Genomic DNA, 6,385 nt, shown 5'->3' on the forward strand with positions numbered 1-6,385 from the left:
GAGATGTGTATAAGAGACAGCCCCACCTCCAGCTGGGTGCGCAGCGAGGCGATCGGGCTGCGCAGCTCGTGCGACGCGTCCGCGACGAAGCGCCGCTGCCGGTCCACGGAGTCCTCCAGCGCGCTCAGCGTCTCGTTGGTGGTACGGGCCAGCCGGGCGATCTCGTCGCGCGAGCCCGGCTCCGGCACCCGGCGGCCGAGGTCCTGGGAGGCGGTGATCGCGGCCAGTTCCCGCCGGATGTCCTCGACCGGGCGGAGCGCGCGGCGGGTCACCAGCCACGTGACCCCGGCGACGACGAGCAGCAGGACGGGCAGCCCGGTCAGCATGGCGTCGCGTACGGAGCCCACGGCCTCCTGCTCCGCGGCGAGCGGGGCGCCCGCGTGGACGGTCAGGGTGACGTCGTCGGAGGTGGTCGCCTCGACGGCGGCGAAGCGGTAGTCGGCCCGGTCGCCGTCGACGGTGGCGGTGCCGTCGGTGAAGTCCGGTTCGTCCGAGGAGACCTCGCCGCGGGCGGGGTCGTCCCGGTCGTCGTCGTCCCGGTCGTCGTCGGCGTCGTCCCCGCGGCTCGGTGCGGGCTCCGGGGTGACGCGGGACGTCCCGGTGCCCGTGATCGCCTCCAGGTCCTCGGAGACCGCCACCACGCGTCCGCGCTCGTCGGTCACCTGGACGGGGTGGGTGTCCTCGTCGCCCAGGTCGAGATCGCCGTAGGGCACGTCCAGGGCGAGCTGCCCGGCGACCTCGCGGGCGGCGACCTCCGCCTCCAGGTCCGCCCGGTCGGTCAGGTTGCCCCGCAGGACCAGCAGGACGGCGATCCCGGCGGCGACCAGGGCGACGGCGACGACCAGGGTCGCCCCCAGGGCGGCCTTGGCCCGTACCGACCTCACCGGGCCTCCAGCCGGTATCCGGCGCCGCGCACGGTGTGGATGGCCGCGGCGCCGAGCTTGCGGCGCAGGGTGCTGACGTAGACCTCGACGATGTTCGGGTCACCGTCGTAGGCGAAGTCCCAGACGTGTTCGAGGATGTCGGCCTTGCTCACGACCTCCCCGGCCCGCACGGCGAGCTGTTCCAGCACGGCGAACTCCTTGGCCGTCAGGGTGATCTCGTCCTCGCCCCGGTGCACGCGCCGGGCCGCGGTGTCCAGCCGCAGGGTGCCGACCGTGAGCACCGGCGACGCGGACCCGCCGCGGCGGCGCAGCAGGGCCCGGACGCGGGCGACGAGGACGACGTAGGAGAACGGCTTGGTCAGGTAGTCGTCGGCACCGGTGTCCAGCCCCTCCGCCTCGTCGTACTCCCCGTCCTTGGCGGTCAGCATCAGGATGGGCACGTCGTGGCCGGCCGCGCGCAGGGCGGCGCAGACCCGGTAGCCGTTCATGCCGGGCAGCATGATGTCCAGGAGGACGAGGTCGTACCCGCCCTCGGCGGCCCGGTGCAGTCCTTCCAGGCCGTCGTGGACGACGTCCACGGCGAAGCCCTCGGCGGTCAGCCCCTTCGCCAGGGACACCGCGAGGCGCTTCTCGTCCTCCACGATCAGCAGGCGCATACGTCACAGGGTCGCAGGCGGAACCTGAAGACGGCTTCAGCCGGCTTCAGGCTGCGTTCAGCATGGGTTCGGCACGGTGGTTCCCGTACAGACCGCACCGTCCCTCGGGGAGGAACCCATGAAGCGCACCACTGCCATCGCCGCCCTCACGGCCGCCGTGCTCGTCGGCGGCGGCATCGCCACGGCCGCCGCGTTCACCGGCGACGACGGGGGCGACGACCGGGGCCGGGTGTCACAGAGCGCGGACCGGACCACCGGGAGCCGTACCGCCGGTGAGCGGGTGACCCTGGACCAGGCGGTCGCCGCGGCCCTGAAGGCGGTCCCGGGCACGGTCACCGAGGCCGAGCTGGACCGGGACGAGGACGCCGGTGACCGGGTCGTCTGGGAGCTGGACGTCTACGGCACGGACAAGGCCTGGCACGACGTCACGGTGGACGCCGGCAGCGGGAAGGTGCTGTCCGCCCGGGACGACGACCACGGCGGCCCCGACCGCGCGCCCCGCTCGGCCGCCGTCTCGCTGGACGCGGCGGTGGAACGGGCCCTGAAGGCCCACCCGGGCACGGTGACGTCCGTGGACCTGGACGACGACGAGGACGAGCCCCTGCACTGGGAGGTCGACGTCACGGGCAAGGACGGCAGCCGGTACGACCTGAACGTGGACGCGGGGACCGACAAGGTCACCGTGGACCGCGACGACGACTGAGCGGTGCCGTCGCGGAGCGGCGGGGTGCCCGTCACCGCGTGGCGTCCGGCGCCGCGAGCCGCGCAGGAGGTACGCCCCCCGTGCCCTCTCCGCCCGGCGGGGAGGGCACGGGGCGTACCGCACGGCCCGCCGGCCCTCACCGGACCCGCACACGCGGCCGGCGCCGATCCACGGACACGGGAGGGAACGGCCCGCTCGTCGCGGGGGCGGGAGCCCCCTCAGCCCACGCCGCGGCCCCGGCCCGGTGGACCGGCCGGAAGCCGGGCGACCGACTGGCACGGGCGCTCGGCACCGGGCCCCACCTCTCGACGCGTACGGACCGGGCCGTGTCTCGCCGGACGGGGCCCGGACCGTGTGACGGCCCCCCGGGGGGGCGCTGTCCTGTGGCCGCTGTCGGCCGCTTGTCGGCCTTGAGGCCGCTCAGTCGCCCGCCTGCCGCCCCGTCAGCCCCGCCACCAGTTCGTCGGCCGCCGCGTACGGGTCGAGCGCGCCCGCCGTGATGCGTTCGGCGAGCGCGCCGAGGCGCTGGTCGCCGTGCAGGTCGGCGATCTTCTCGCGGAGCGCGGTGACGGCGATCGTCTCGACCTCGCGGGCCGCGCGGGCGGTACGCCGCTCCGCCAGGACGCCGTGCTCCTCCATCCACGCCCGGTGCTTCTCCAGCGCCTCGACGACCTCGTCGACACCCTCGCCGCGGGCGGCGACCGTCTTCACGATCGGGGGCCGCCAGTCACCGGGGGCGCGGGCCTCCCCCAGGCCCAGCATGTGGTTGAGCTCGCGGGCGGTGGCGTCGGCGCCGTCCCGGTCGGCCTTGTTCACCACGTACACGTCGCCGATCTCCAGGATCCCGGCCTTCGCCGCCTGGATGCCGTCGCCCATGCCCGGGGCGAGAAGCACCACGGAGGTGTCGGCCTGGGAGGCGATCTCGACCTCCGACTGGCCGACGCCCACCGTCTCGACCAGGATCACGTCGCAGCCCGCCGCGTCCAGCACCCGGATCGCCTGCGGTGCCGACCAGGCGAGGCCGCCGAGGTGGCCGCGGGTGGCCATGGAACGGATGTAGACGCCCGGGTCGGAGGCGTGCTCCGACATCCGGACCCGGTCGCCGAGGAGCGCGCCCCCGGAGAACGGCGACGAGGGGTCGACGGCCAGGACCCCGACCCGCTTGCCGGCCTTGCGGTAGGCGGAGACCAGGGCCGAGGTCGAGGTGGACTTGCCGACGCCCGGGGAGCCGGTCAGCCCCACGACGTACGCGTGGCCCGAGAGCGGCGCCAGGGCCGCCATCACCTCGCGCAGCCGGGGCGAGGCCCCCTCCACCAGGGAGATGAGCCGGGCCACCGCACGCGGCCTGCCCTGGCGCGCCTGCTCGACCAGGGTCGGGACGTCCACGTTCACGCTCGGTCTCCTCGCTCGTTCGTCGGGTCCGCTACTTGCCCGGGACCCGGATGATCAGCGCGTCGCCCTGGCCACCCCCGCCGCACAGGGCCGCCGCCCCGGTGCCGCCGCCGCGCCGCTTCAGTTCCAGCGCCAGGTGCAGCACGACACGGGCGCCGGACATGCCGATCGGGTGGCCGAGCGCGATCGCGCCGCCGTTGACGTTGACCTTCTCAGACGAGACGCCGAGGTCCTTCATCGACTGGACGGCGACGGCCGCGAAGGCCTCGTTGATCTCGATGAGGTCGAGGTCCTCGACGCCGATGCCCTCCTTCTCCAGTGCGTGCCGGATCGCGCCCGACGGCTGCGACTGGAGGGAGTTGTCCGGCCCGGCGACGTTGCCGTGGGCGCCGATCTCGGCGATCCACTCCAGGCCCAGCTCCTCGGCCTTGGCCCTGCTCATCACGACGACGGCCGCGGCGCCGTCGGAGATCTGCGAGGAGGTGCCCGCGGTGATGGTGCCGTCCTTGGCGAAGGCGGGGCGCAGCTTGCCGAGGGACTCCACGGTCGTCTCGGGGCGGATGCCCTCGTCCTTCGAGAAGAGGACCGGGTCGCCCTTGCGCTGCGGGATCTCGACCGGGGTGATCTCGGCCTCGAAGATGCCGTTCTTCTGGGCGGCGGCGGCCCGCTGATGGGACAGGGCGCCGATCTCGTCCTGGGCGGCACGGTCCAGGCCGAGGCGGGTGTTGTGCTTCTCGGTGGACTCGCCCATCGGGATGTTCTCGTAGGCGTCGGTCAGACCGTCGTACGCCATGGAGTCGAGCATCTCGATCGCGCCGTACTTGTGGCCCTCGCGGGACTTCGGCAGCAGGTGCGGGGCGTTGGTCATCGACTCCTGGCCGCCGGCCACCACGACGTCGAACTCGCCGGCGCGGATCAGCTGGTCGGCGAGCGCGATCGCGTCGAGTCCGGAGAGGCAGACCTTGTTGACGGTGAGCGCGGGGACGTTCATGGGGATGCCGGCCTTGACGGCGGCCTGGCGCGCCGGGATCTGCCCCGCCCCGGCCTGGAGCACCTGGCCCATGATCACGTACTGCACCTGGTCCCCGCCGATGCCCGCCCGGTCCAGCGCGGCCTTGATGGCCACGCCTCCGAGGTCGGCGCCGGAGAAGCTCTTCAGCGAGCCGAGGAGGCGGCCCATGGGCGTACGCGCGCCCGCGACGATCACTGAGGTGGTACCGGTCGTTCCTGACATGAGGTACAGCCCCTAGGGTGAGAAGTGAACGAGGGTTTACTCGAATGTACTGAGCGGTACCGCGCCCGTCATCCGGCTGTGGGTGTGATCGCGCGCACGTTGCGTAACCGGCCCCGGACCGCTGCACTGGTTCCATGCTGACGCGAATCGACCACATCGGGATCGCCTGTTTCGACCTGGACAGGACGGTGGAGTTCTACCGCGCGACCTACGGCTTCGAGGTGTACCACTCCGAGGTCAACGAGGAGCAGGGCGTCCGGGAGGCGATGCTCAAGATCAACGGCACCTCGGACGGCGGCGCCTCGTACCTCCAGCTGCTGGAGCCGACCCGGGAGGACTCCGCGGTGGGAAAGTGGCTGGCGAAGAACGGCGAGGGCGTCCACCACATCGCGTTCGGGACGGCGGACGTGGACCAGGACGCCGCGGACATCCGGGAGAAGGGGGTCCGGGTGCTGTACGACGAGCCCAGGACCGGGTCCATGGGATCCCGGATCACCTTCCTGCACCCCAAGGACTGCCACGGTGTGCTGACGGAACTGGTCACGTCCCGGCCCGAGCACTGACCTGAGGATTCCCGGCCCGGTAGAGTGAGCCGTTCCGGGCCGGGGCCGTGCCGCGTCCCCGCCGTTGATCTGTCACCATTCCCGGGGGACCGTTCGTCGGCGAGCGGTCCTCGTACGGAGAGTTGCGACCAGGGTTGGGGTCTCCCCTGCTCAGTAGGGCATCCCCTGCTCGAACGAAGTCGAGAGCTTGGGGAAGAAGTTGAGAGCTCGGGGAAGGATGGGACCGCGCAGTGCGGGGCTACGAAAGCCAGCAGAGCCACCGAGCTGACGACGACCATCTCTCGCGGTTCGAAGCCGAGATGGACCGGCTGAGGACCGACCGGGAGAAGGCCGTCCAGCACGCCGAGGACCTCGGTTACCAGGTCGAGGTCTTGCGCGCCAAGCTGCACGAGGCACGGCGGAACCTCGCCGCCCGTCCGGCACACGACAGCGCGGACCTCGGCTACCAGGCCGAGCAGATGCTCCGTAACGCCCAGATCCAGGCGGACCAGCTGCGCACCGACGCCGAGCGCGAGTTGCGCGAGGCCAGGGCCCAGACGCAGCGGATCCTCCAGGAGCACGCCGAGCACCAGGCCCGCCTCCAGGCCGAGTTGCACGCCGAGGCGGTACAACGGCGCCAGCAGCTCGACCAGGAACTGGCGGAGCGCCGGCAGACCGTCGAGTCCCACGTCAACGAGAACGTGGCCTGGGCCGAGCAGTTGCGCGCCCGTACCGAGTCCCAGGCCCGCCGGCTGCTGGACGAGTCCCGTAACGAGGCGGAGCAGTCGCTGGCCGCGGCCCGCGCCGAGGCGGCCCGGCTCGCCGACGAGACGCGTCAGCGCCTCAACTCCGAGGCGGAGGCGGCCCGTGCGGAGGCCGAGAACACGCTGCTGCGGGCCCGTCGGGACGCCGAGCGGATGCTGGACGCCGCCTCCGCCCAGGCCCAGGAGGCCGCCGCGCACGCCGAGCGGCTG

General features: G+C 73.0%; 6 protein-coding genes and 1 pseudogene. 3 read left to right on the plus strand and 4 right to left on the minus strand.

The annotated features are described in order from the left end of the window. Both IH13_RS0131735 and IH13_RS0131740 read right to left on the minus strand, forming a co-directional pair. On the minus strand, positions 1–884 hold an 884-nt coding region (locus IH13_RS0131735; RefSeq protein WP_037843020.1), incomplete at its 3' end, for a HAMP domain-containing protein. Beyond that, positions 881–1,540 carry a response regulator transcription factor gene (locus IH13_RS0131740; protein ID WP_031089803.1) on the minus strand — a complete coding sequence of 220 codons (660 nt, stop codon included), beginning with the start codon at positions 1,538–1,540 and terminating at the stop codon, positions 881–883. The genes IH13_RS0131740 and IH13_RS0131735, both read right to left, overlap by 4 nt. A 118-nt stretch (positions 1,541–1,658) precedes the next feature. Here IH13_RS0131740 and IH13_RS0131745 point away from each other — a divergent pair, with 118 nt between their 5' ends. Further along, complete coding sequence (locus IH13_RS0131745) at positions 1,659–2,243, plus strand: PepSY domain-containing protein (protein ID WP_031089807.1); 585 nt, start codon at positions 1,659–1,661, stop codon at positions 2,241–2,243. A 420-nt stretch (positions 2,244–2,663) separates the two neighbouring features. On the opposite strand, the gene meaB is transcribed toward IH13_RS0131745, so the two are convergent. Then, positions 2,664–3,635 (minus strand): methylmalonyl Co-A mutase-associated GTPase MeaB, encoded by a 972-nt coding sequence (gene meaB, locus IH13_RS0131750; protein WP_031089810.1) that lies wholly within the window; start codon positions 3,633–3,635, stop codon positions 2,664–2,666. A 31-nt stretch (positions 3,636–3,666) separates the two neighbouring features. Then, positions 3,667–4,869: an acetyl-CoA C-acetyltransferase gene (locus tag IH13_RS0131755; protein ID WP_031089812.1), complete on the minus strand. Its 1,203-nt coding sequence runs from the start codon at positions 4,867–4,869 to the stop codon at positions 3,667–3,669. A gap of 134 nt (positions 4,870–5,003) precedes the next feature. Here IH13_RS0131755 and mce point away from each other — a divergent pair, with 134 nt between their 5' ends. Further along, positions 5,004–5,432 carry a methylmalonyl-CoA epimerase gene (gene mce / locus IH13_RS0131760; RefSeq protein WP_031089814.1) on the plus strand — a complete coding sequence of 143 codons (429 nt, stop codon included), beginning with the start codon at positions 5,004–5,006 and terminating at the stop codon, positions 5,430–5,432. A 230-nt stretch (positions 5,433–5,662) separates the two neighbouring features. Then, positions 5,663–6,385 (plus strand): annotated as a pseudogene (locus IH13_RS43710) (hypothetical protein); the annotation flags it as partial.

This window comes from Streptomyces sp. NRRL WC-3549, from assembly GCF_000721935.1.
Classification (GTDB): Bacteria; Actinomycetota; Actinomycetes; order Streptomycetales; family Streptomycetaceae; genus Streptomyces.